This window comes from Actinacidiphila paucisporea (genome assembly GCF_900142575.1).
In the GTDB taxonomy this organism is placed as follows: domain Bacteria; phylum Actinomycetota; class Actinomycetes; order Streptomycetales; family Streptomycetaceae; genus Actinacidiphila; species Actinacidiphila paucisporea.
Map to the genome: position 1 here is coordinate 15,726 of NZ_FRBI01000044.1, position 22,680 is coordinate 38,405.

Genomic DNA, 22,680 nt, shown 5'->3' on the forward strand with positions numbered 1-22,680 from the left:
TATTTCCCAGCCCCCGCACTCGTGAACATCTCCTCGTATCTACGCCGAGGATACGGCTCCGAGCCGTCGTCGCTGGACTTGCAGAGCAGTACTGCCCAGGGGGTCGCAGGCATTGCGTTTGACCACCTTCGCGAAGCGCCCTACCGCTGTTCGGTCAGCCTTGATTGCCGGGAGGTGAGGGAAACCCTCCTCCTATCCATGCGAGCACATGCGGACTCTCACGGCAACCCAGACCTCTCGGCCGGGGGCTTCCGTGGATCCCGAGGCCACCAGGTGGGCACGTTCATCTTCTTGAGCACCGACAGGTTCCACGCCTCGTGCACGATCAGCAGCACGGCCGCCGCCCCGATCTCCGCCGGCCTCCCCAAGAGCCCGCTCAGCTTGTTCCTTAACGACCGCGCGAAGCCTGGTTGGTCCGGAACTCTGGAGACATGACGTATCGCATCGAGTCCGATGAGGCACTGGCTGAGCTGCTTCACCGCGTTGTTGAGTCGTTGCGGCAGGGGAACCGCCGCGCTGATATCGAACTGCGCGGTCCGCTCGTGGAGTGGCTGGAGGATGCAGCAGCGGGGGACGATGAAGGCGTGATCAGCTTGGGTTCGGTGCACCGGCTGGTGAGCCGATCGTCGTGCGGAGGTTCCGGAACCGCGCCGGACACGGGCCGGGGTGAGCTTGTGCGGCGGCGCCGGCCTCGCCCACGGCCGGCCCAGGTCAGCGGCGAGTGGGCGGGCGAGGCGGAGCTGGGTGTGGGCGGCGATGATGAGCCAGGTCCAGCGGTCGGCGGCTGCGGAGTCGCGCAGGCGAGGCCGGGTCCAGCCGAGGTGTCTGCTTGAGCATGCGGAAGGTGTGCTCGATGTCGAATCTTCGCAGGAATGCCTGCCAGCACCGGTTGACGTCGGCCTCGGTGGCGCCGGTGCGCGACCACCACAGCCAGACCGGCTTGTTGACCCCGCCGGACGGCAGGTGCTCGACGGCCAGAAGCACCCGCCCAAACCGGCTGACCGCCGCATGGGCGCGCAACCCAACGCCGGTGGGGTCGATCCAGGTGAGCCACGGCACCGGCTGGAGCAGGTCGTCGTATTGACGGATGCCGGGGTCTGTGAGGAGGGCGCGGAGCTCGTCGGGGGCGGGGTCGGTGACCAGGCACAGCCAGGCCAGCCCAGCGCCGATGCGGACCTCGGGCGGCCGTCCGGATCCGACCACAGATCCCGGGCCCACCCGGGAGCGTCTTCATCTGAATGTTCGCGGGCGAGTTGGGCGATCGCCAGGATCAGGCTCACCCGGACCACCGCATCGTCTTCCGTCGCCAGCTTGGACTGCAGAGCAGAGAAGACGTGTGAAAGCTCGCCGGTCGCCGCCGCCAGGACGTAGGCGGTCTCGGAGCGGACCTCGGGGTCGGGGCTGGCGAGAAGCGGGAGTAGAAGGTGCAGGTCGTCCGTGACGGCCTGACGGGCGGCCTGGATCGTCCAGTCCACCGGGCACATCGTGCTGCCCTCGACCATCAACGGCTCCTCAGCGACCTGCAGCAAGCCTTCCCGCGTTCCGTCCCCCATGTGCTGACACCGGCCGATCTCGGCGACCAGGCGAAGGGTCTGGGCACGGAGTTCGGGGCGCCCAGTCGCCGCGACCCGGAGCAGGAACGGCACCGCCAGTGCCCCCACCGCGATGGTGCCGCCTTGATGATGAAGATTGTTCCAAAGCCGCTCCAAGGCACTGTCGGCTGCGTTGGCGTCCCCGGACGCGAGCGTGGCGAGCAGTCCGGGGATCTCCTCGCCCGGACCGTAAAAGTGCCGGAACTGCTGCCAAGGGACCTCGTCATACCTGAACAGGTCCTTGACCTCCCGCGGGATCGCGCCCACGGCCGTCCGCACGTCGCAGTCCCTGCCGGCCCATCGTTCCGGCCAGCCGGCCCAGAAATCATCGTCCACGGCTTGGCCTTCCAGCCCATCGACAGCATCCGAACGCCGGGAGTCTAACGACCGGTGATCAAGGGGCGGACCCTTCTGCCGCACTCCGGTGACACCGCAGTACGGCGACGTCATTTCTCGTGAGCATCTGCAGCACTCAAGATCGCCAACTGCTGTCCAAACTGCCGACCAAACGCTGCTACTTCACGTGAACGAAGCCAGCGGGGTCTGGAATGTATTTGTTTGGCCGGAGTGGCTGGATGGAGTGGGGGTGTTTGAGCTGCGGTTTTGCCAGGTTTCGGGGGTGTTGATCAGGTGGTGTCAGCCTTGGTGGGGTACTGATCAAGTTGGTTGAATGTTGTTATGGGCTGGTTGAGCCAGTACAGGGCGGTGTCCATTGTGCGGGCGGTCCAATGGCGAATCGGGTCGGGGGCAGCGGTCAGGAGTTGGTCGATCGCTTTGATGTAGCGGGCGTAGCGGCCGGGTGCGTGGCTGAGGGCGATGCCCAGGGTGTGCAGTGCGCTGTGGGCTCGCTGGTCGTAGACGGCCAGGCGGTTGGGTGCGGCTGCTGTGAGGACGGCGGATGCCAGGGCGTCGCCGGTGCGGAAACCCGGTAGTGGTGTGAGGGCTGCTCGGCCGGCTTGTGCTGCCGCGCTGCGGGTGAGGGAGGTGTCGCGGGCGGCGGTGATGGCCGCGGCTGTGGTGCGGCGGACCTCGGTGTCGGGGAGGGCCATGAGGCTTGCGGCCCACGGGGTGTCTGCTCTGAGTCGTTTCCACAGCAGGAGCGGAGCAATGGTCAAGAGTTGTGGGTGAGCTGATTTCAGCTCTCGCTGCGGTGGTTGAGGCTGGTCTTGGCGGTGTTCCGGATCCGCTTGGTGCGGCCGGCTTCGGCGAGGATTTCGATGGCCTCGGTGTTTGTCCCGGCGGCGGTCTTGAGCTGGAGCCAGTTGGATGACGCGAGCAGGTCGTCCGGCTGCCAGGGCAGCTTAAGCGTGACGGCGCGGAAGAGGGACCACTCCCGCAGGCGCTGAGCCAGGAAGGGGTGGTCGATCGTTGCCTGGGTCATCGCCCGTGCCCACCCCTCGTAGGCGGGGCCGGCGTGGAAGGCGGCGGCTCGGCGGTCAAGGTGCCGCAGCACGGCGGACCGGGCCATCGTCTGGTCCGGATCGGTGAGCACGCGGCGGACCAAGTCGACCTCGTCCACATCAGCGACCAGTTGCAGTTTGTCGAGGTAGGCCGCGAAGCGGACGTGCTCGTCCGCGTTCTGCGGGATGTCGTGGACGTTCATGCGGCTTGCTTCTCGCGCTCGGCCAGGACGCCGTTCTCGAACCTGGCACCGGCGCGGACCAAGGCGACGAGGTGGGCTCCGGTGATGGCGCGCCATCGGGCCTGGGCGGATTCGACCAGCTTGAACACCATGGACAGTGCGGCCGCCGGGCTGCCGGCACCGCGGGTGACCTTGGTGCGGAGCTTGACCGTGGAGAACGTCGACTCGATCGGGTTGGTGGTCCGCAGGTGGATCCAGTGCTCGGCGGGAAAGTCGTAGAACGCGAGCAGCTCGTCCCGGTCGTCGGTGATCTTCGCGACGGCCTTGGGGAACTTCGCTCCGTAGGTCTTCGCGAATGCCGCGATCGCTTTCTCGGCATGGCCGCGGTCCTCGGCGTTGTAGATCTCCTGCATGGCCTTCGTGGCGCCGGGCTGCGCGGACTTGGGGAGGCAGTTGGTGACGTTGCGGGATTTGTGAACCCAGCATCTCTGCGGCCTCGCGGCCGGGAACACCTCGGCGAGCGCCCGCCACAGGCCCATGGCACCGTCGCCGATGACCAGCTCGGGGTCGCGCATGCCGCGTCGGCGGCAGTCGCGCAGCAGGTCGGCCCACGACTCTGTGGATTCGCGCAGGCCCTCGGCCAGCGCGATCAGCTCCTTGGAACCGTCCAGCCGGACCCCGAGCAGGACCAGGACGCACGAGTGCGCCTGCCCGAGTCGGACCTTCGGGTGAACGCCGTCGGCCCAGACGTAGACGAAGTCGCGGTGGGACAGGTCCCGGGTCTGGAAGGCGGCGTGGTCGTCGCTCCACTGCTTGGTCAGCCGGGTGACGGTGGCCGGTGACAGGCCGGCGGTGCCGCCGAGGAACTGTTCCAGGGCGGGCACGAAGTCGCCGGAGGACAGTCCGTGCAAGTAGAGCAGCGGCAGAACCTCGGAGATCTTCGGGGACTTGCGGCACCACGGGGCCAGGATCTTGGAGGAGAACCGTTTGCGTTCGCCGGTGGCCTCATCAACCCGGCGGTCGTTGACGCGGGGCACGGTGACCTCGACCGGGCCGGCCGCGGTGACCACGGTGCGGGGCCGGTGGTGGCCGTTTCGGACCACGAGACGTCGGCCGTGCTCGTCGGTCTCGGCGACCAACTCGGCTATGTACTGGTTGACTTCCGCCTCCAGCGCGGCGGCCAGCATACGGCGGGCGCCCTCTCGGACGATGTCGTCGATCAGGGAGCCGGACTGGGTGGAGCCCTCGTCGGTGACTACGCTGAGCACGGGCGTGCCTTCCCGACCCGCGCTGCAACGCGGGCCTACTCGGAGACCTTACGGATCATTCGGGAAGGTACGCCCTCCGCGTCCCTCCCCGCACCGATCCACAAGTCCTGAGCATTGCTCCATCGCCCGCCGCACCACCCGCTCGGGCAAGAAGGCCCGGGTACGAACCAAGGACGTCATCGCCACACCGGGGCAGTCCACGTTCGCCCGCGCCGCACGCCAGCACATCGCCTCCGGCGCCTCCCGCCTGCGACCGGTCGTGTAGAACACCGCCGCGACCGGCGGCCGGATCGCGATGTCGCCGTCCGGGCCGCCGGGCCCGCTCTTCGGTATCTCGAAGTCCGCGGCCGACCGGATCATCGACCACCTCGGCCCATCGCTCGCGCTCCAGCCACGCAAGCGGTTCGGTAAAGACACCGTGCTCATCGTGGACGGCACGCTGGTGCCCACCCGCGACCACACCATCGCCGAGCAGTCCAAAACTACCGGTACTCCACGAACCACCAGGTCGTCATCGACGCCGACAGCCGGCTCATCGTGGTGATCGGCCGTCCCCTGCCGGGCAACCGCAATGACTGCAAGGCATGGGAGGAATTCGGCGCCAAGGCCGCCGTCGGCACGACCATGACCATCGCCGACGGCGGCTATCGGGGCACTGGACTCGTGATGCCCCACCGCCGCCGCAAAGGCGAAGAGCTGCCCGATCGCCGATGCGACATCATCACTCAGGCTGAAACCGCTGTCATTGCCAGCACGTTGCAGTGCCTGCTGAGCCTGCTGAACGACTGTGGTCAGCAGCTTGCGGGGGTTGTCGCTGGTCCCTCAGCTCCTCGTCCACTGAGCAGCAGCTGCGGCGCATCGCTGTCGGAGCCCTGCAGGAGGACTACTTCAAGGACTGCGGCCGCCGCGCCCAGGGCCTGGAGGTGGAGTTCACCGACATCGACTGCATCGAGCTCGACTTGTGGGGGTGCGGGGAGGGTCAGTGGGTGAAGTAGCCGTAGGCGTCGGCGATGAGGTGGACGGTGCCGGTGCTGTGGTTGGTGAGGGTGATGGTGCCGTTGGTGACGGGGGTGACGGCGAGGTTGGGGATGGTCTGGCCGCGGGTCCAGTTGAGGTTGGAGGCGTTGGTGGTGGCCCCGGTGGGGTGGGCGGACAGGAATCCGGATGCGGTGGGGGCGGTGGCGGTGAGGTTGAGGACGATCGCGGTCAGGGGGCGCAGGGTCTGGGTGGCGTCGTCGAAGCCGAGTCGGGAGACGGGCAGGGTGACGCTGGCGCCGGGGGCCAGGGGTGTGGTGGTGGTGACGCCGGTGTGGTTGCGGGTGTCGAGCAGGCGGGTGGGTTCGGTGGGGATGAAGTCGGGGGCGTCGGGGTCGGTGGTGTAGGTGCCCTGGAGGTCGGCGATGAGGTGGACGGCGCCGGAGCTGTGGTTGTGCAGGACGATGCGGCCGTCGGTCACGGGGACGGTGACGAGGTTGGCGATGGTCTGGCCGCGGGTCCAGTTGAGGCTGGAGGCGGTGGGTTCGGTGTGTCCGTGGGGGTAGACAGTGGCGAATCCTGCGGCGGTTGGGCCGGTTGCGGTGAGGTTGAGGGTGACGGCGGTGGTGTGGGGGTCCAGGCCGGGGACGGTGAGGATGACGCTGCCGCCGGCGGGGACGGGGGTGGTCAGGGGGGTGCCGACGCGGTTGCGGGTGTCGAGGATGCGGGTGGGGGTGGTGGCGGTGTAGCCGGAGGCGAGGGGGGTGGTTGCGGCGTAGTAGCCCTGCAGGTCGGCGACGATGTGGACGGTGCCGTTGCTGTGGTTGACGAAGTCGGCCTTCCCGTTTTGCAGGGGGACGACGACCTGGTTGGCGATGGTCTGGCCGCGGGTCCAGTTGAGGTTGGAGCCGGCACCGACGAGCCAGCCGTGGGCGTGGACGGACAGCACGCCGGGGGCGCTGGGCGCGGTGGCGGTGACGTTGAGGACGACGGCGGTGGCGTTGGCCGCGACGCCGTGGGTGCCGGCGAGGTTCAGGGCGAGGGTGGCGCCGGGTGCGATGGCGGTGGTGCCGGTGACGCCGATGCGATTGCGGGTGTCCAGCACGCGCGTCGCAGCCAGGGGGTGGTAGGTGATCGGGACCCGGCCGCGTTCGAACTGGAGGGTCTGGGTGTCGGCGCCCAGGACCGTGTTGTCGGGCGCCAACCGGAACAGTTGGGTGGTGAGCCGGCCGGCGGGGAAGTCCCACGGGGTGTGGAACCGCAGCTGCTCGAACTTGTCGGACGCGTTGGGGGCGGGGGTGGCCGATACGGGCGTCTGCAGGACCAGGGAGCCGTCGTCCTGGGTGGACCAGGGCAGGACGGTCAGCGGGCCGTCGTTGAGGAAGAAGCTGACCTGCACGGCGGCCGCGAACTGTGCCGGGGTGTAGCCGGCGGCGGCGAGCTGGTCGGCGGGGAAGACCATGCGGGTGAAGGACGGTTCGGCACGGCTGCTCAGGACCAGGGTCGTGGTCTCGGGCCCGCCCACGATGCTCGCGCCAGTGAACTGCGACGAGCCCGAGCCGGCGGGTCCGTAGGAGGTCTTCGTGAAGGGCTCGAAGGACCGCAGGTCGGCGGTCTTGGGCTGGCTGTGGCCGATCGGCTGGCCGGTGGCCCCGTCGACGGCGGCAGCGTTGAGTTGGAAGATGTCCTCCACCGCGTGGTCCGAGTGCCCGATCGCGGCCACGTGCAGGTGGGTGGTGCCGTTGACCAGTGGAGCGCCGGGTATGCCGTCGCCGTCGGTGTCGGCCGCGCCGATGTCGATGGTCGCTTCGTTCGGCATGCCGGCGATGGGCACGATCGGCAGGTCGGTGCCGGAGTCGTCGCTGACCCGCAGATTCTGCGCGGCGCCGACGAAGAGGATGCGCAGGAAGGCGTCCGCGCCGGTGGCCTGGTCGACGCTGACGTCGATCGGCACTGTCGGGCCGCCGACCGTGACCCCGGCGCCGGGCACGTCGAGTCCGACCAGCGGCACCGCCGGAGTCGTACTCGCGTAGGCGGCGGTGGGCAGGAGGACGGCGGGCGAGGCCATGACGGCGCTCATCAGGACGGCGCGGCGAAGGTGCTTGTTCACGGGGCGGTGGATCCTTCGGGAGGGCGGGTGATGGAGCGGGCACGCCGTCATCACAGGTGAGAGGGTACGTCGGCTCGAACACTGCGCCCCCGGGGGGCCTCGGTCCAGCAGCGCTGACCCGAGGCCACCAAGAGAAGGAGCAGCGGCGGCCCTTGAGCTGTCGGGCGCACTGTCGCTGCGTCGAGCCTTTGAGCGGTTGGGGCTTGGGCCATTGCGGCGCCGACCCCAACCGCTCCGGGTTTTAGCGTCCGCTCCAGTCGCCGGCGATGGGGAGGTCTCCGGGGGCGCCGTACGGGAAGGACGAGTCGCCTACGCCGGAGGCGTTGGCGTTGTGCAGGTAGAACTTCAGCTCGCTGGGGCGCCAGACGCCGATGGTGTCGGTGCCGTGGCCGCTCCAGTCGCCCACGATCGGCTGATCGTTGGGGCTGCCGAAGATGAACTGGGCGTCGTTTCCGCCTGCGGTGTTGCTGTTGCGCTCATAGAAGGTGTCGTTGCTGGGGCGGTAGACGCCGATCGTGTCGGTGCGGTCACCGTTCCAGTCCCCGGTCAGAGGAACATCTCCTGTGCCACCGAAGACGAAGGAGATGTCGGCGGAGCCGGTGGTGTTGCTATTGCGGAGATAGAAGGTGTGGTCGCTGGGACGCCACACACCGATGGTGTCGATGCCGTCGTGGTTCCAGTCCCCGGTGACGGGGATGTCTCCGGCACTTCCGTAGCTGATGGTGAGCGTGGCATCGCCCGGGCTGTTGCTGTTGCGCAGCGTGAAGACGTGAGTGGTCGAGTTGAAGGCGCCGACGGTGTCAACCGTGTCACCGTTCCAGTCACCGTGGACCGGGAGGTCGCCGCTGGCTCCGTAGGAGAAGGAGAAGTCGTCTCCACCGTTGTTGGAATTGCGCAGGTTGAAAGTCTGGTCGCCCGGTCGGTAGGTGCCGATGGTGTCGGCGTGGGCGCTCGCACCGATGACGGCGAGGGTCTGCGCTGCGCTGGGGGTCCCGAGGGTGCCGGATGAGGTACCGGGGTAGAAAGTGATCTTGGGGGCGGGCGTGCTGGTGTTCTGCGCCCACAGGCCAGGTGCCCCATCGGCCTTGGCGGCCGGCGCGGCGAACAGTTGGGGGTAGGTCGTGGCGCTCATGCCTGCGGTCGAGGCGACGATCTTGGTGCTGTTCACGGAGGCCGGGATGATGTACCCGCCGCCCGCGGCGGGACCGCCGCGGTAAAGGTCGAGTTCGCCGGTGGCGTCGTTGCGCGCCCAGAGGGCTTCGCTGCCCTGGTAGGGGCCCGCGGCGAGGATGGTCTTGCCTTGCCAGCCGGTGGCGAGCTGTACGGGACCGCCCGCATTGGCCGGAATCGACGTAGCTGGTATGAACCAAAGAGTGCCGTCGCTCGTGGTGGCGAATTCGTCGGGGCCGTTGCCGTCTCCGTCGATGTCTCCCGGTACCAGCCCGTAGGTGCCGCTGGCCACGGTGATGTGGGTGACATCAGCCCAAGTGAAGGATGCCCCCTCCGGTAGCGCGATCGGGGATGACTCATCCATGCTCAGGGGCTCGGTGTCGCCGTTGCCGGGGTAGAAGTACAGGTTGCCGTTGTTGCGACGGGCCAGAACTCCTGGCGAGAACTTGTCTTGGTTGACGTCGCCGACGGCCAGGAGTGCGTTGGTGAAGTCGATGCCCTTGGTGAGGGGGAACAGACCTCCGAGCTGGCCGGTGGTCGTGCCGGGGTAGAGGTGGAGGGAGCCCTCACTTCCGGGGGTGATGAAATCAGGAACGCCGTCGCCCGTGAGGTCTCCCGGCGCTTCCGAAGTCAGCGGCTTGAGGTCGAACACGTAGGTGGTCGCGGGGGATTGGTTGCCGGCTGCGTCCATCGCCACGACGAAGAGGATGTTGTGCAGACCAGTCGGCGTGAGGCTCTTGGTGGCGTTTCCGTTGACGGCGTCGACCCAGTTCGGGGGGTTCACGGTCGGCGGGCGGCTGCCCCAGTTGTAGGCGTATCGGACAGTGTCGCTGGAATCCGCCGCATGGGTGAAGACGAAGTCGCCCGCGCCGACGCGGGGATCCGCGTCCCCGTCATTGGGGTACGCGGCTGAGGTGACTGCAGGGGCGCCGGGGGCGGTGGAGTCCACGGTGAAGGAGCAGGTGCTCGCCGCGGATGCGTACTTCAGGTCGGTTGCCGCGGCGGTCCAGGTGTACTTCCCGTTGACGAGGCTGCCGATATTCCACGACAAGGTGCCGGATCCGGTGACCGGGCCCTGCTGGTTCGCGGACTTGATCACGGCACCTGCCGAGTTTTTGAGCGCGAAGTTGGCGTAGACCGGGCTGCCCTTGTCCGGGTCGTTGACCGCCGAGTGGAGGGTGATCGCGGTGTTGCCGATGACGCCGCCGGTGCAGGGTGTGGGCGGGCTAGTGGTCATCGAGGTGACCCGCGGGGTGGTGTCGTACGTGACGGTCACTGTCGGGTTGTTGGCGAAGCGCTTGAAGGCCAGGTCGTTGCTCTCGTCCCCGGCTGCCAGCATGAAGGCGGCCACCGACCAGTGTCCGGTCGAGGCCTTCCCGAAGGCGTCGGAGACGTCGAAGCCGCCGGAGGGATTGGAGGTGCAGGCCGGCCCGAAGGAGGTCGTGTCCTCCAAGGTCGACTGGGCCGGGTCGCCCGGCTGGTTGTGCCAGGTGGTCGACTCGTCGATGGCGCCGGTGAGGTAGGCGCGGACGTTTCCGGTCACCGAGCACGACGCGGAGTAGACCTCGACGGCCTTCATCGTCGCGGAGACGATGGTGACGGGCGTCGTGGTGTTGTTCCACAGCCGGGTGTCGACCTTGAACTGGTAGTAGGCGCGTTCCCGGCCGGTGCAGCCGCTGAAGTCGTTCAGCCCGACACCGGGGGTGTCATACGGGGAGGTCGTGGAGTTGAGGGCGTTCTTGCTGGAGCAGCCCTCCTGGACCTCGTCGTAGGCGAGCCTGGCTCCCGAGGTGACGTTCGGGTTCCAGGACGGGTCGATGTAGACGGGGTAGTGCGTGGAGTCGCCCCGCAGGAGGGAGGCGTCCGGCGTCAGGGATATCTGGCCGCCGCTGATCGTCGCGGGGACGTCGGCGGTCTGCGCTCCCGTGCCGGGGCCGTCGGCCGTGGTCGGGACGGGATTGTCCGGCGCGACGGGTGCGTCTTTCGCGGTGGCAGTCTTCCGCAGGGTGCGGGCCGTCTGCACGGAGGCGGGGCTGCTGGAGTCCCACATGGTCGCGCTGGGGGCGTTGAAGAAGACCCGTCCGGTGGAGTCGCTCGCGGTCAGGCTTCCATCGGCGTCTGCGGCGAGCTCCAGGCCCTGGGCGCTGGTGGGCAGTTTCAGCTCGGTCAGCTGCGGATTGTCAGCAGCTGCGGCGGTCTTGACGATCAGCACTTCGTCGAAACCGCCGAGGGGGGTGGCGGTGACGGCCAGGTCCACGTCGGGAAGGACGTCGGGGTAGGTGGCGGTGCTGCCCGAAAGGTCGGGCGTGGGCAAGGCGGAGGGCCAGGAGATGGCCATCTGTCGGCCGTAGGAGGTCAAGGTCGCCAGCGGTCCGCTGCCGCCGCCGGAGAAGGCGATGCCCGACGGGGTGGCGGCAGGAACCACGGTGCCGTCCGCGGAGGCGTGCAGCGTGGTGTCGACCGCCATCCAGGTGCCGTCGGCTGCCTTCACCCGGGTCGGATAGAGCGACTGGTCCAGCGTCAGCGTGCCGTCGGGATTGGCCTTCACAGTGGTGTTCGGCGTCGTCAGGGCCTGGATGTCCACGCTGCGGCCGGTTTCCTTGGCCTGTGCGATCGCAGCAGCGGCCGCTGCCGGCTGCGCGGCGCCTGCGGGCGCGGATGAGGCCTGGGCCGGCGTGGCCGGAAGAGCCATCGTGGTGGCGCCGGCGGCGAGCAGCAGGGCTGCGACCGCCGTGCCGGACACGGCTCGTGGCAGCACGCCGCTGACTGTGCGTCGCACCTGGAAGTGGGGTTTGTACACGGCTTACCTGTCTCTGGAGGGGGCCGATGGAGCTCGACTCCCGCAAACCAGCATAAGTAAAAAGGGCATATGCGGACACAAAGGCTGCTCGTGCGCGCGTAGTTGTGAAGAAGCTGTCTCCAAGGGTGAATCATTGCGTAAATACAGCAAAGGATTCGCAAAATTGCTGCGGTGCCCCAACTCCCCTTCTGGGAACAGTGAGCGACAGCCTAGAGTGCGAAAGCTCATCTGATCGTTAAAGGGAGACCCATGCCCGGGTACGGGGACGGCCGCTACGGCCGTCGCACAAGGAAGAGACCCGCGCTGCGCGGGCGCATAGCCACCACCATCGGTGTCGTGTCGCTGGCTGTCGTGGCGGCCGGCGCCATCAGTCCGGTGCAAGCAAGCGCCGCGTCGCGGCACATACCGAAGGCGCCAAAGGTGGCCTCGGTGCCGGTGCACAAGGTGGCAGGCCACCGCATCACGCTGAAGGACCAGACCTCCGGCAACCACTACAAGCCCTCCGCGACCGCCTGGCCCGCTGCGGGCACCGCCACCGTGACCGTGCCCACCGCCGCTGCGGCGACCACCACGCGCAGCAAGTCCGCACTCGCGTTGACCCGCGCCGGCAAGCTGCCCGTCATGGTCGGCGCTGTTTCCCAGCCACACGCGCCAGCCCGGACCGCGTCCGCGCCCGTCGCAGTAGGGAAGGTCCGCGCTGAGATACGCGACCACGCCTCCGCGGTGAAGGCGGGCATCAACGGCCTCCTGCTCACGCTGACCCCGGACCCCACCGCGCACGGCGGACCCATGTCGGTCGCCGTGGACTACTCGACCTTCAAGGACGCCTTCGGCGGCACCTGGTCGAACGATCTGCAGCTCGTGCAGCTGCCCGCCTGCGCGCTGACCACGCCGCAGAACCAGGCCTGCCAGAAGCAGACGCCGCTGGCCAGCCGCAACAACCCGGCCACCTCCCAGGTCACCGCCACGGTGAACCTCCCCCAGCCCGCCGCCCGCGGCACGGTCAACGCCCAGCGGGTTGGCACGGGCCCTGTCGTGGTGGCGCTGACGGCTCTGGCGAAGTCCGGTGGCGCCGGAGACTACTCCGCCACCCCGCTTTCTCCGTCGGGGTCGTGGTCGGCCGGCGGCAGCAGCGGTGACTTCACCTACGCCTACCCGATCACGATCCCGCCTGCCGCAGGTGGTCTGACGCCGAGCCTGTCGCTGAGCTACGACTCACAGTCCGTGGACGGCCGGCTGGCATCCACCGACAACCAGGCCGGCCAGATCGGCGACGGCTGGAGCATGGAACCCGGATCGGTCTCCCGCTCCTACATGACCTGCTCCGACGACCCGGCCACCACCGGCGCGGCGCCGAAGACCTCGGATCTGTGCTGGGCCGGGCAGATCCTGCACGTTTCCTTCGCCGGGCACTCCGGCGACATCGTGCAGGACGACACCAGCCCCACCAAGTGGCGGATGACCGATGACCAGGGCGAGAAGGTCCAGCTGATCGCCACGCAGTCGGCGACCCAGAACGGCACCTACGACGGCGACTACTGGAAGATCACCACGCCCGACGGCGTCACGTACTACTTCGGCCGAAACTCCATCCCGTCGTACGGCACGACCAACTCCGCCTGGACTGTCCCGGTTTACGGAGCCCACTCCGGCGACCCGTGCTACAACGCCACCTTCGCCAGCGCATCGTGCCAGCAGGCCTGGCAGTGGAACCTCGACGAGGTCATCGACCTGCATGGCAACGCGGTGGTCTACCACTACAACAAGGAGACCAACTACTACGGTGCCAACAACGGCACCACCGGCGTCTCCTACACCCGTGGCGGCTACCTCGACCACATCGACTACGGCCTGGGCAACGGCAACACCACCGCACCCCAGCGCGTCACCTTCGCCACCGCCGACCGCTGCATCGGGGCCGCCAGCACCTGCGACCCGATCGCGAGCCACACGGCGAACTGGCCGGACGTCCCGTTCAACCTGAACTGCGACTCCGGAGCCTCGTGCGCGAACCACGGCCCCTCGTTCTGGACCGAGCGCCGCATCACCACGATCACCACCGGGATCTACAACTCCACGTCCCAGACCTACCCGGCGATCGACACCTACGCCCTGGGCCAGTCGTTCCCCGACCCGGGCGACAACTCGAAGGCCACGCTGTGGCTGGACTCGATCACTCACACAGGCAATACCGGCACGGCCGTGACGCTGCCGCCGGTGACCTTCACCGGCATCAAGCTCATCAACCGGTACGACACCGGCAACGGCTATGTGGACCTGGTCCGCTACCGCATCTCCGGCATCACCACCGAGACCGGCGAACAGATCTCCGTTGCCTACTCCTCCGCCTCCTGCGCCACCCCGAGCGACCCCTCGACCAACGCAGGACGATGCTTCCCGGTCTACTGGACCCCCACAGGCCAGCCCGACCCCATCCGGGACTGGTTCAACAAGTACGTCGTCTCCACCATCGGTGACAACGACGCAACCGGCGGCGCGCCGACGGTCACCACGAACTACGAGTACCTGGGCACCCCCGGCTGGCACTACGACGACAACGAGGTCGTCAAGTCCAAGTACCGCACCTGGGGTCAGTGGCGCGGATACCCCGAGGTCAAGACCCGCGTGGGTAGCGGCTCGGACGCCAAGACCCTGACCGACACCAGCTACTACCTGGGCATGGACGGCGACACCCTGCCCAACAGTGGGAAGCGCTCGGCCACCGTCCAACTGTCGACAGCGGTCACCGTCCCCGGCAGCGCGACGAGCGTCACCGACTCCGACCAGCTCGCCGGCAAGGTCCGCGAAACCGTGACGTACAACGGCGACGGCGGACCGGTCGCTTCCGCCACGGTCAACTCGTACTGGATCAGCACCGCCACCGCCACCCGCGCCCGCGACGGCCTGCCCGCGCTGACCGCCACCATGGTGCGCCCCACGACGACCATCAGCACGAGTGCGGTCACCTCCGGAGCGACCACCACGTGGCGTACCACCCAGTCCACCAGTTCTTACGACAAGATCAGTGGCCTGCTGCGGTACACCGACGACAAGGGCGACATCAGCGTCCCCGCCCAGGAGACCTGCACCAGCACCACCTACGCGCCCAGCAACACCAGCCTGAACCTGGTCGGGTTCGCTGCCGAGGTCGAGACCGACCAGGGCGCTTGCGCCACCGGAGACACCACGACCTCTGACGGGCTGGGCTATCCCACGGGGATCAGTCGCCCCGGCGCGGTCATCTCCGACACCCGCACCTTCTACGACACCAACCCCACCGCCCTGCCCACCACGCCTCTGGCATTCCCGCAGGCCGCCCCGACTATCGGCCAGGCCACCGTCACCGAGCAGGCCACCGACTACGCCGCCGGTGCGTTCACCTACCAGGTCACCTCCGCTACCGCTTACGAGAGCGGATACGGCCGACCGACGGACAGCTGGGACCCGCTGGGCAACAAGACCCACACCGACTACACCACTGCGGCCGGCCAGACCACGAGTACGGCCGATACCAATGCCAAGGGACAGAAGGCGACCACGACCGTCGATCCGACGCGCGGCCTGCCGACCGCAGTCGTGGACCCGAACGGGGCAGAGACCGACACTGCCTATGATGGTCTCGGCCGCAAGACCGCCGTGTGGCTTCCGGGCCGGGCGAAAGCCACCCAGAGCGCGAACACCACCTACGGGTACGCCATCGGCGCCAACATCCCGGCGGCGATCATCACCAAGCAGTTGAACGAGGACGGCTCCTATACCACGAGCACGGCCCTGTTCGACTCGCTGCTGCGGCCGCGGCAGACCCAGTCCCAGACCCCGGCGGGCGGACGCCTGCTCACGGACACTTACTACGACACCCGAGGCTGGGCCTGGAAGACCAACGACGCCTACTGGGACGGCTCGGCGACGCCGACCACGGCCCTGTTCTCGGCGATCGACCCGCAGGTCACCGACCAGGACGTCATCACCTTCGACGGGCTCGGCCGCCCAGTCCTGGACGTCTCCAAGGACAAGGCCGCCGTCGTCTCCCAAACCAAGACCGTCTACGGCGGTGATCGCACCACCGTCCTCCCGCCGACCGGTGGTACCCCCACCACCACTGTCGTCGACGCGCGCGGCCGCACCACCGAGGTCGACAAGTACACGACCGCGCCGACCGTGACCGGAGACCGCGTCACCGGAGGCAACCCCAAGACCACGACATCCGTGTACGACCAGGCCGGCGACCACGGCAACATCGACTCGCTGACCGACCCTGGCGGCAACAAGCGCACGTACGTCTACAACCTGCTCGGCCAGACCACCCGGCAGACAGATCCGGACACCGGTACCAGCGTCATGACGTACGACGGGGCCGGACAGCTCAAGACCACCACTGACGCCAACCACAAGTCGCTTACCTACGACTACGACATCCTGGGCCGTAAGACCGGCGAGTTCGACGGGCCGGACGACAGCGCCACGAAACTGGCGGACTGGACCTACGACGATCCGAACGTTGCCAACAGCATTGGGCACCTGACCGCAGCAAGTCGCTACGTCGGCGGCAGCGGTGCCACCGCAGGCAAGTACACCCAGGCGACCACGGGATACAACGTCCTGGGCATGCCGACAGGCAGCTCAGTCACCCTGCCCTCGACACTCACCGCCTTCGGCGCGACGACGTTCACCTACGCCAACACCTACACGACCAACATCAAGCTCCCGAACTCCACGACCTACCCGGCCGGCGGCACCCTCCCGCAGGAAACCGTCAGCACCGGCTACAACCTCATGGGCCTGCCCACCTCCACCGGAGGTCTGTCCACCTACAACGCCACCACCACCTACGACGCCTACAGCCGCGTCGCACAGACTAACCTCGGCAAGCTCACCAACAGCAACGTCCTCACTTACCAGTACGACGAACACACCGGCGCACTGACCGAGGCCACCTCCACGCGCGCCAGCGACGCGTTCACCGTCGACGACACGCAATACAAGCGGGACCTGTTCGGCAACATCACCCGCATCACCGACACGCGTGCCACCGGAACCGGCACGTCCACCCTCGCCGACACCCAGTGCTACAGCTACAACCTCCTCGGCCGCATGGCCGATGCCTGGACAGCAACCGACGCCTGCGCAGGAGCTCCCTCCACCACGAGCGGCACCGCCACCGTCGGAGGCCCCGACGCCTACTGGACCAGCTGGACCTTCGACGCCGACGGCAACCGCCAAACCCAGACCGAGCACGGCACCACCGCAGGAGCAGGCGACACCAACACCGCCTACACCTACGGCCAGCCCGCCGACCACACCAAGCAACCCGACACCCTGACCTCCCTGCAGGTCACCAACCCCGACGGCACGACCAACCCGACCGCCACATACGTCAACGACGCAGTCGGCAACACCACCACCACCCCCGGTGCCGGCATGGCCTGGGACGGCGAAGGCCACCTGGCCTCACTCACCGCCAACGGGCAGAGCAACCCCACCAGCTACATCTACGACGCCGACGGCAACCAGCTCCTCCGCACCGACCCGTCCGGTGCCATGACCCTGTTCCTGCCCGGCCAGGAACTCACCTCGACCAGCGGCACCACGACCGGCTACCGCACCATCCCCCTGCCCGACGGAAGCGTCGCCGAACGCTTCGGCGCCACCACCAACTACGGCTTCGTCCTCAACAACGACCAAGGCACCGGCACGATCGGCCTGGACAACACCGCCCAGACCCCGACCTTCCGCCTCATCGCCCCATACGGCGCGCCCCGCGGCAACAAGCCAACCATCTGGCACGACGACAAGGGCCTCGTCGGCGGAACCACCGACCCGACCACAGGCCTGACCAACCTCGGCGCCCGCGAATACGACCCCACCCTCGGCCGCTTCATCTCAGCCGACCCCATCCTCGAAGCCACCGACCCCAACCAGATCGGCGGTTACACCTACGCCGGCGACAACCCCGTCACCCAATCCGACCCCTCAGGACTCCGTCCGCTGGGCCCCACAGACAGCGCTACCGAAGATGCCGAGTACTACGCAAACAACGGCATGCAGGGAAGCGGATGGGTCCAGAGTGGCGGCGGGTGGAACTACATTGAGGTCCACCACTGGGGGGGCATGATCGGCGAAGGCGGCAGCGTAACCCAGGTGCGCACCGTCTACTCCCGCTGGGCCGTTGAGCACGAACACGCCCCGACCGATGAGCACCGCCAGATCCACCTTATTTACCACAAGTACCAACCCGGAACCGTCGGCAAATTCGTCGCCGCCGCGCTCGGCCTCGATGATGCTGAAGCATGTGGCAAGGGCTCCGTCGTCGGCTGCGCCCTCTTCGGCATGACCTTCGTGCCAGGCGCAGGTGAGTTGAAGGGTGCGGAAGACGCGGCCAAGGCAGCACGCGCACTAAAGGACGCGGAGGACGCAGCAAAGGCAGCTCACGCGGCAGATGAAGTCACTAGGGATATGCAGTTGGCCAGGATGCTGAGTGATGCTGCCAAGCAAAAGGGCTTTTCCGGGATCGGCAGCGCCACTCGCGAAGAAGCAGCGAAACTGGGCGAATCTTGGGTAGGGTCGGGATACAGACTGGCTAGCGATGGGCGGACCATGATCAGCAAGGACGGCCTCCGACAGTACCGACCCCCGTCTTTCAAGCCCAACCGGCCGGAGCAGTACGGCGGCCCGGGGTACCAGGCTAATCTCGAGTGGCGCACCAAGCCCGAAGGTCAATGGCAGGCGGATGCGCACGTCGACATCACGGACATGCCGTGAAGGCTGCAGTCCGTCATTTCATCAGCCCGGATATTGACCTTTCCGACTTCAATCCGGCTGACCCACGAGATTTCTCCTTCTTGTTGCAGGCATTGATCGGGCCCGTAGATTCGGAGGGAGAGGAGTCACTCCAATTCGTCGTGTGCACTCCGCGACACTTGGAGCGGCGCCTTGAGTCCGAGGATGTCATCATGGGCAGATCGCTCGTGATCGTCAACTCAACAGACGTACAGCACATTTTGAGAGTTCTCACGACACGCATTGAGCGGAGCGAAGCGGAAACGTGGTCAAAGCTCACCGCCCACCTTGCACGGTTGGGCATCGCAGAATTTGAGGACTACCTGTAGAAATTCCGAACTTCGATAGGGTGGCGTAGAAACGCGGCCTTACGCTGGGGTTTGCGCAATAAGCATGCGCAAACCCCAGCATTTGCGTTCCCACCTCGACTTTTGACTACCCATCGCCTGAGACCTTCCATGACCTAATTTGGCGAGCCAGAAAATCAAAGTGCAAAAGCTCACTCAACTCGGTCTCGTAGCCACGGGCGGAGAACCGCACACGGAATCTCTCCAGGCGATAGAGATGTGCACGCCGCTGCCACTACAAACGGCGCGGGCACACGTTCGTGCGACCTCCCCGCGAGACCGCCTCCGGCCCCGCAGCCGCCCGGCTACACTCACCGCCACCAGGCCGCTGACCAGGACATACGGAGAACTCTCACTGGAGTATTAGCCCCGGCGACATGGCCTTCGTCGAGGCGCTGGCATGGTTCGCACCACGCCGGCACCTGGGGAGTCCTGTCCGGACATCCGATCGTGAGTTCCGTGTTAGCCCCACGGAGCATCGGGGGCTCCCTCGCAGTCCACCCCTTGTGGCCACCGCGGGCCTTGCGCGGTTGGCGGGAGGGCAGCTCCAGAAATCCGGTTCGCGGGTACCCCCGCACTTTGCCGGGAGTCCCCTGGCACTCTTGTCGTTGGTGCGCGCCGTCAGCCGGTCAGTGCCTTGACTTCCCTGTCCACGGAGGCGGCAGCAGGGGTCAGGTCCCCATCGAGCGAGTCCAGAATCAGTCCAAAGGCGGTCTGCGGGTAGTACTCGCGCCCGTGCAGTGGCCGGTGGCCTGCCTCCTTTAGGCGCGCCAACATCCCCTTCTCCGCCTCCCGGGCGACCCCCTCGGGAAGGCCAGTGAAGAGCCGGTGTCGAGTGTTGTAGCCATCGCGGGCGTGCCGCGAGAGCCGGATCTCTCCGTCCCCGTTGGTGATGCCGAACTTCACCCCCGGCTTGCCGGTCACCCGGTCTGTGCCCGTCACGACGTAGAACACATCCTTCTGTCTGGCGTCCCCGACTCGGGCGGCTCGGACGGCGGCCTTTCGCTCGGCAGCAACGGCGCGTGCTTCCTGCGCCTTGATTTGGGCGTCCTGTTCGGCTTTGCGTCTTTGTGTGGCCGCCTCGCGCTCGGCCTGCTCCGCAGCCTCGCGCTCAGTGCGGAGGGAGGGTTCACGCCAGGGCTTGATCAAGTTCCTTGGGGTTCCGGGTTGTTGGTGATGCCCAGGAGTGGGAGCGCTCGCTCTGGTTGGTCGCGGATCGCCCGTGTGGTCTTGGCGATGTTGTTGGCACCGAGGGTTTTCAGCAGGCCGATGGCGAGGTTGCGGAAGGTCGCCATGGCGCGGGGTGCGGTTCCGGTGTGGACGGTGGAGGCGTCCTCGGCGAAGGTGACGTCTCTGAGATGGTGCAGGGCCTCCACGGACCAGTGCCCTCGGACTGCGCCGGCCAGTTCGGCCGGGGCTGTCTGATGGGCGTCGAGGCTGGTGACGGCGTAGACCGTCTCCCGTGTCTGCCGGTGGCCGGTCTGTGTGCGACGGCGGTGGACGCGGATGGCCAGTCGGGCGTGGGGGAAGGCGATGCCGCCGAGTTCGTCCGCGATGCCGCAGGTCTTGATAGAGCGGGATTCACGGTGGCCGTGTCCCTTCGTGGTGGCGGTGTGCTGGACGGCGATGTCCTGCCAGGGCAGTGCGGCGAGTTGGCGGTGGGCGGTCGGCTGGTTGGTCTTGATCACTGCCAGGTAGTGGGCCTTCTTGATCTCGACCAGCCAGGCGACGTTCGCCTGGACCGAGTGCAGGGCGTCGAAGGTGACGAGGGTGCCGGTCAGGTCGAGGGGCTCGAGCAGGGGCCGGAAGTGGGTGGTCTCGTTCGTCTTCGCGCCGACCTCGGTCTGGGCGAGGGTCACGGCTCGGTGGTGGGTGACCGCGGAGAGCAGGTGCCTGCGCCTTGCGGCGAGGCGGGCCGAGCCCTTGAGTGCCTTGCCGTCGACGGCGATCACGGGCCGCTGCCCGGGACCGGACGGGCCGGGCGGCCTGGTGGCTGTGTGGTGCCGGTCGGCGAGGTAGGCGCCCACCGCTTGGTCCAGGGCGTCCCCGTCGACGGCCTCCAGCACCCGGCCGATCGTGGTCCGTGACGGTGTGCGCCGCCAGCCGAGCGGATGACGGCGGATACCGATGACCACCAGCAGTGAGTTCGGGGCGCGCTCACCCCACTCGGCGAGTTCGTCGATGCTCCTCGCCCCGGAGACCGCCGCGCAGGCACACACCAGCAGGATCGCCGTCAGCGAGTACCAGCGGCCCCGCCTTGAGCGCGGATCGGGCACCGATTCGAGGAAGGTTCGCAGGTCAGCGACCTGATCAGCGTCAAGGAGACCCAACTTCGCCAGCACGGCGGGGATGGGAGAAGATACAGCGGCAGGCACGGGCAACCTCGTGATCATCAGGCTTAGACACCCAAATGATCACTCAGTCCGTGCCTGCTCTGCTGTCCGCCCCAACCACCCGCACAACCACGGAACTTGCACGAGCCCTGGGCGTTCGCGGCGTCGTGGAACTCCTTCGGCCGGGGCCGGCCGGTTTCCGGCGGCCTCCGTGCCGCCCGCGACTGGCGGCGGAGCTGGGACGGAAGTCGTCGACGCCCGGGTTCTGTTCATCCGGTGCCGAGCCCACGAGGGGCGAGGCGGGAAGGTCCGCCCGGCGCGGCAAGCCCTCGTCGACCGACCAGGAGAGCGCCGCGGAGCTGTACGAGCAGCTGGCGTTCGACGTCGCCGGCGACGCCGGGCAGGACCAGGAGCACGGCCAGGAGCAGGAGTTCGTCATCAGCCCGGGGTGGCAGGCACGGCTTGAGGAGCTCAAGCGCCGGGTCGGCGAGCTCGGGCGGGAGGCCCCGAAGCCGAAGGCGAAGAAGAAGGGCTGCGGCGGCACCGCGGGGGCACCGCCGCAGCGGCCCGGCTACCGGCCGCGCCGCTGAGGCCGGCGCCTCATGCGCTGGCGAGGCCCGGTGTGCGCGGGTCTGGACGTGCTGCGGCGCCGGGGGGAAGGGTGGGCGGATGAGCGATGAGGACAGCACGGATCGGCCGGACGCGGGTGCGCTGAGCGCGATGTACCTGGAGACGCTGCGGCTGCGGATGGAGCCGGAGAAGTTCGGCGTCCTGGCCGATGCGCTGAAGGGGTTCAAGAAGGCGTCGGAGGCCGGCTTCGACGGGACGGGATTCGACGTCAACGAAGAGCTGTTCACCGACGATGTGCGCCGCGAGCTCGCGACGGTCCTGACGATGGCGGCTACCGGCCGCACGGACCACCAGGTCGTGGAGGTCGTGGAGGGGGATCCCAGCATGGGCTGCATGGTGGTGACGGCGGAGGTCGCGGACGACCCGGTGAAGCTGGCAGAGCTCCGCGCGCAGATGCTCCGCATGGTCGAAGAGGGCGACTTCCCGGAGTGACGGCGTCGGGCAGGCCTACGCCGCACTCCGCAGCGGCCGGTCCGGCCGGCACACCTCGCACGCCGCGGCGTCGCGATCGAGGACGGTGCGGGCCTGCTCGGTGCTCGCCGGCCGGGCGAGGTCGCGAGCGGCGCGGCAGTCGCCGCGGTGCACGATGCGAGCGGGCCCCCGCTCCGGACCGAAGTAGACCTTCTCTTCGACCTTCCAGGCCGGGGTGACCCCGGGCCGCATCGTGGGGACGTGGTCGTAGGGCTGGCCGTCGACGGGCGTGCACAGGGCGGCGGGGGCGCGGAAGTCCACGGCGGCCGGGAGGGCCAGGAGCCGGCCGTGCTCGCTGCTCTGGTGGGGGACGTGAATCTGCAGGTCGTACCACCAGCCGTCCGGTTCCCTGACGCGGGCTTTGACCACGGCGTACAGGTGCTGGCCGTCGGGGAGGATCACGTCGACCAGCGGCCCGTCGGCCCGCGGCAGCCCAGCCGGCTGCCCCACGCCGTGCTCCTCGTCCTGGTCGCCGCTCACCCCTCCAACCTAGTTCGATTCCCCGTTCGATTCCACGGGGGAACAGCCCCCGCCGCCCCATCCAGGCCGCGTTCCACGGACATCACTACCGACATCACTGACATCACTACCGCAGGTCAAGGCCGTGGAACGGCGGAAAGCGGCG

Annotated in this window: 14 protein-coding genes and 2 pseudogenes; 6 read left to right on the top strand and 10 right to left on the bottom strand. The window is 67.9% G+C overall.

Annotated elements, in window-relative coordinates; genetic code table 11:
- Positions 1-218: 218 nt before the first annotated feature.
- From BUE44_RS39065 to BUE44_RS34170, 5 genes and pseudogenes are all read right to left on the bottom strand, one after another.
- The gene (locus tag BUE44_RS39065; protein ID WP_073502919.1) at positions 219-608 is read right to left on the bottom strand and encodes a hypothetical protein; all 390 of its coding nucleotides are present in this window, start codon (positions 606-608) and stop codon (positions 219-221) included.
- A pseudogene (locus tag BUE44_RS34150) lies at positions 592-984 on the bottom strand (NF041680 family putative transposase); the annotation flags it as partial. The gene BUE44_RS39065 and the pseudogene BUE44_RS34150, both read right to left, overlap by 17 nt.
- 1,234 nt (positions 985-2,218) lie before the next feature.
- Positions 2,219-2,641 carry a hypothetical protein gene (locus tag BUE44_RS38165; RefSeq protein ID WP_200804615.1) on the bottom strand — a complete coding sequence of 141 codons (423 nt, stop codon included), beginning with the start codon at positions 2,639-2,641 and terminating at the stop codon, positions 2,219-2,221.
- An 86-nt stretch (positions 2,642-2,727) separates the two neighbouring features.
- Entirely contained in the window at positions 2,728-3,195 is a 468-nt protein-coding gene (locus BUE44_RS34165) for a hypothetical protein (protein WP_073502920.1), read from the bottom strand.
- Complete coding sequence (locus tag BUE44_RS34170; protein WP_107415942.1) at positions 3,192-4,442, bottom strand: IS256 family transposase; 1,251 nt, start codon at positions 4,440-4,442, stop codon at positions 3,192-3,194. The genes BUE44_RS34165 and BUE44_RS34170 overlap by 4 nt, the downstream gene beginning before the upstream one ends.
- 319 nt (positions 4,443-4,761) lie before the next feature.
- On the opposite strand from BUE44_RS34170, the pseudogene BUE44_RS34175 reads away from it, so the two are divergent.
- Positions 4,762-5,147 (top strand): annotated as a pseudogene (locus BUE44_RS34175) (transposase); the annotation flags it as partial.
- Positions 5,148-5,203: 56 nt separating this feature from the next.
- Positions 5,204-5,437 carry a hypothetical protein gene (locus tag BUE44_RS38170; RefSeq protein WP_200804618.1) on the top strand — a complete coding sequence of 78 codons (234 nt, stop codon included), beginning with the start codon at positions 5,204-5,206 and terminating at the stop codon, positions 5,435-5,437.
- Here BUE44_RS38170 and BUE44_RS39070 read toward each other — a convergent pair.
- A complete protein-coding gene (locus BUE44_RS39070) occupies positions 5,422-7,527 on the bottom strand; it encodes a hypothetical protein (protein ID WP_073502921.1) in 2,106 nt (701 codons plus the stop codon). The genes BUE44_RS38170 and BUE44_RS39070 overlap by 16 nt on opposite strands.
- A gap of 241 nt (positions 7,528-7,768) precedes the next feature.
- On the bottom strand, positions 7,769-11,455 hold the full coding sequence (locus BUE44_RS34185) for a hypothetical protein (RefSeq protein ID WP_143172652.1): 3,687 nt from the start codon (positions 11,453-11,455) through the stop codon (positions 7,769-7,771).
- A gap of 471 nt (positions 11,456-11,926) precedes the next feature.
- Here BUE44_RS34185 and BUE44_RS34190 point away from each other — a divergent pair, with 471 nt between their 5' ends.
- Both BUE44_RS34190 and BUE44_RS34195 read left to right on the top strand, forming a co-directional pair.
- Entirely contained in the window at positions 11,927-18,256 is a 6,330-nt protein-coding gene (locus BUE44_RS34190) for an RHS repeat-associated core domain-containing protein (protein ID WP_073502923.1), read from the top strand.
- Positions 18,253-18,603, top strand: a complete 351-nt coding sequence (locus tag BUE44_RS34195) for an Imm8 family immunity protein (RefSeq protein ID WP_073502924.1) — start codon at positions 18,253-18,255, stop codon at positions 18,601-18,603. Before BUE44_RS34190 ends, BUE44_RS34195 begins: the two co-directional genes overlap by 4 nt.
- Positions 18,604-19,242: 639 nt before the next feature.
- On the opposite strand, the gene BUE44_RS34200 is transcribed toward BUE44_RS34195, so the two are convergent.
- Both BUE44_RS34200 and BUE44_RS34205 read right to left on the bottom strand, forming a co-directional pair.
- Positions 19,243-19,770, bottom strand: coding sequence for a hypothetical protein (locus BUE44_RS34200; protein WP_073502925.1), 528 nt, complete (start codon positions 19,768-19,770; stop codon positions 19,243-19,245).
- Positions 19,767-20,963 (bottom strand): ISAs1 family transposase, encoded by a 1,197-nt coding sequence (locus tag BUE44_RS34205; protein ID WP_235002747.1) that lies wholly within the window; start codon positions 20,961-20,963, stop codon positions 19,767-19,769. The genes BUE44_RS34200 and BUE44_RS34205 overlap by 4 nt, the downstream gene beginning before the upstream one ends.
- Before the next feature lie 158 nt (positions 20,964-21,121).
- Between BUE44_RS34205 and BUE44_RS34210 the strand changes: the two genes are divergently transcribed.
- Both BUE44_RS34210 and BUE44_RS34215 read left to right on the top strand, forming a co-directional pair.
- Positions 21,122-21,544 (top strand): hypothetical protein, encoded by a 423-nt coding sequence (locus BUE44_RS34210; RefSeq protein WP_073502927.1) that lies wholly within the window; start codon positions 21,122-21,124, stop codon positions 21,542-21,544.
- Between the two features lie 79 nt (positions 21,545-21,623).
- Positions 21,624-22,016: a hypothetical protein gene (locus BUE44_RS34215; RefSeq protein ID WP_073502928.1), complete on the top strand. Its 393-nt coding sequence runs from the start codon at positions 21,624-21,626 to the stop codon at positions 22,014-22,016.
- Between the two features lie 15 nt (positions 22,017-22,031).
- Here BUE44_RS34215 and BUE44_RS34220 read toward each other — a convergent pair whose 3' ends face one another.
- Positions 22,032-22,535 (bottom strand): DUF6233 domain-containing protein, encoded by a 504-nt coding sequence (locus tag BUE44_RS34220; RefSeq protein ID WP_073502929.1) that lies wholly within the window; start codon positions 22,533-22,535, stop codon positions 22,032-22,034.
- Positions 22,536-22,680 lie beyond the last annotated feature (145 nt).